Annotated in this window: 2 protein-coding genes; one reads left to right on the top strand and one right to left on the bottom strand. The window is 74.0% G+C overall.

The annotated features are described in order from the left end of the window. The first annotated feature begins 99 nt into the window (after nucleotides 1-99). On the top strand, nucleotides 100-1149 hold the full coding sequence (tsaD, locus tag AC2W7G_RS14385; protein WP_485869039.1) for a tRNA (adenosine(37)-N6)-threonylcarbamoyltransferase complex transferase subunit TsaD: 1050 nt from the start codon (nucleotides 100-102) through the stop codon (nucleotides 1147-1149). Nucleotides 1150-1252: 103 nt separating this feature from the next. Here the strand turns inward: tsaD and AC2W7G_RS14380 are convergent, their stop codons facing one another. After that, nucleotides 1253-1918 (bottom strand): ribbon-helix-helix domain-containing protein, encoded by a 666-nt coding sequence (locus tag AC2W7G_RS14380; RefSeq protein WP_485869038.1) that lies wholly within the window; start codon nucleotides 1916-1918, stop codon nucleotides 1253-1255. Nucleotides 1919-2198 lie beyond the last annotated feature (280 nt).

Raw genomic sequence — 2198 nt, 5'->3', positions numbered from 1 at the left:
CCCCGGCTGGACGAGGAGGAGCGCGCGCGCGCGCCGCCCCGCCGCCGCCCGCCGAAGTCCGCGTCCTGACCGCCAGGTGGCGTTTGGGATGATGGAGCCGTGACCAGCGAACCCCTCGTCCTCGGCATCGAGTCCTCCTGCGACGAGACCGGCGTCGGCATCGTGCGCGGCACGGAGCTCCTGGCGAACGCGGTCTCCTCGAGCATGGAGGAGCACGTCCGCTTCGGCGGCGTCGTCCCGGAGGTGGCCAGCCGGGCCCACCTGGAGGCGATGGTCCCCACGCTGGAGCAGGCCTACCGCGACGCCGGCGTCCACGTGAAGGACGTCGACGCGATCGCCGTGACCTGCGGCCCCGGGCTCACCGGCGCGCTGCTGGTCGGCGTCGCCGCGGCCAAGGCGCTCGCGCTGGCCTACGACAAGCCGCTCTACGGGGTGAACCACCTGGTCGGCCACGTCGCGGTCGACCAGCTCGAGCACGGCCGCTACGACGAGCGCACGGCGGCGCTCCTGGTCAGCGGCGGGCACACGTCCCTGCTGCTCGTCGACGACATCGTCACCGACGTCCAGCTGCTGGGCGAGACGATCGACGACGCCGCCGGCGAGGCGTTCGACAAGGTGGCCCGCGTGCTCGGCCTGCCCTACCCGGGCGGACCGCACATCGACCGGGCGGCCCGCGAGGGCGACCCGAGGGCCATCGCGTTCCCGCGCGGCCTGACGTCCGGGCGCGACATGGAGAAGCACCGCTTCGACTTCTCGTTCTCCGGGCTCAAGAGCGCGGTCGTGCGGCACGTCCAGCACGAGGAGCGCATGGGCCGCTCGTTCGACGTCGCCGACGTCGCGGCGTCGTTCCAGGACGCGGTGTGCGACGTGCTGACGGCCAAGACGATCGACGCCTGCGTCGAGCACGGCGTCAAGCGGCTCGTGCTCGGCGGCGGCGTCGCGGCCAACCGCCGGCTGCGCGAGTACGCCGAGGAGCGCGCGCGGAAGGCCGGCGTCGAGCTGCGCGTGCCGCCGCCGGTGCTGTGCACCGACAACGGCGCGATGATCGCCGCGCTCGGCAGCGAGGTCGTCCGTCGCGGGCTGGAACCCTCGCGGCTCGACCTGGCCGTCGACTCGAGCATGCCGGTGAGCCAGGTCCTCGCCGCCTAGACCTCACCGCGCGTCCCCTCCGGCGAGATGTGGACGCGAAAGCACCACGGATCGCCCGGACGTGGTGCGTCTGCGTCCACATCTCGGGGGAGCAAGGCTCGGGTCAGGCCAGCAGCTCGTCGACGAGCTCGTCGGGCGTGACCCCGCGCTCGTGGGCGGCGTGCTCGAGCCGGCGTCGCGCGTCCGGGGACAGGGTCGAGGCCGGCTCGTCGGGTTCGGCCGGTCGTCGACGGGTCACCGCGACCACGATCGTGCCGAGCACGTCCAGGATGGCCAGGACGCCGAACAGCCGCCAGTAGGTGTCCGAGGTCGCGACCTCCCAGATCGGCAGGACGATCATGAGCGCGGTGACGGCGGCGAGACCGGCGGTGGCCTGCAGCAGACGCTCCCCGCCGACGCGCCCGCCCGTGGTGGCGAGCAGCAGCGACAGCTGCGCCAGGGTGAGCGCCAGGACGAGGGCGGTGCCGGCGACCTGCCAGAGGGCGTCGCCCGGCTCGTTGCCGCCCCACACGAAGTACAGGACGATCGCGGTCGCCACGAGGGAGGCGGCGCCCCCGGCCGGCGGCGACGCTCGTCCGTCCGACGCGGCCGCGGCCAGGTAGGTCAGGACGGCGACGCACTCGACGCCGACGGTGACGGTGGTGCCGAGGATGCGCGCCTCGGCGTCCCCGAACGCCCCGCCGCCGAGCAGGGCGACGATGCCGAGCAGGGCGGCGAGCGAGAACGAGCCGATGACGACGCGGGCCACGACGCGCTGGATGACGGTCATGCCCTCACCCTGCCGCGCCTCCGGCGAGATGTGTGAGGAAATCGACCACGACCGGCCCGTGGATGGTGCCTTTCTCCCCACATCTCGGGGAGCCGGGCTCGGGTGACGGGTGCGGGTCAGAGGTGAGCGGTGGCCCGGGCGCGCGCGTGACGGACGGTCAGGACGAGCGAGGCGACGACGTCGAGTCCCAGCAGCAGCTGCGTGAGCGCCCACACGAGGTCGCGGTCGAGCGTGCCGGCGAGCCACAGCAGCGGCACCGCGGCGACGGCGCCGGTGAGCG

Source organism: Aeromicrobium sp. PFPM2_SD2 (assembly GCF_057364525.1).
The sequence above is the reverse complement of the archived record's forward strand: the minus strand, read 5'-3'. Positions and strand labels throughout refer to the sequence as shown.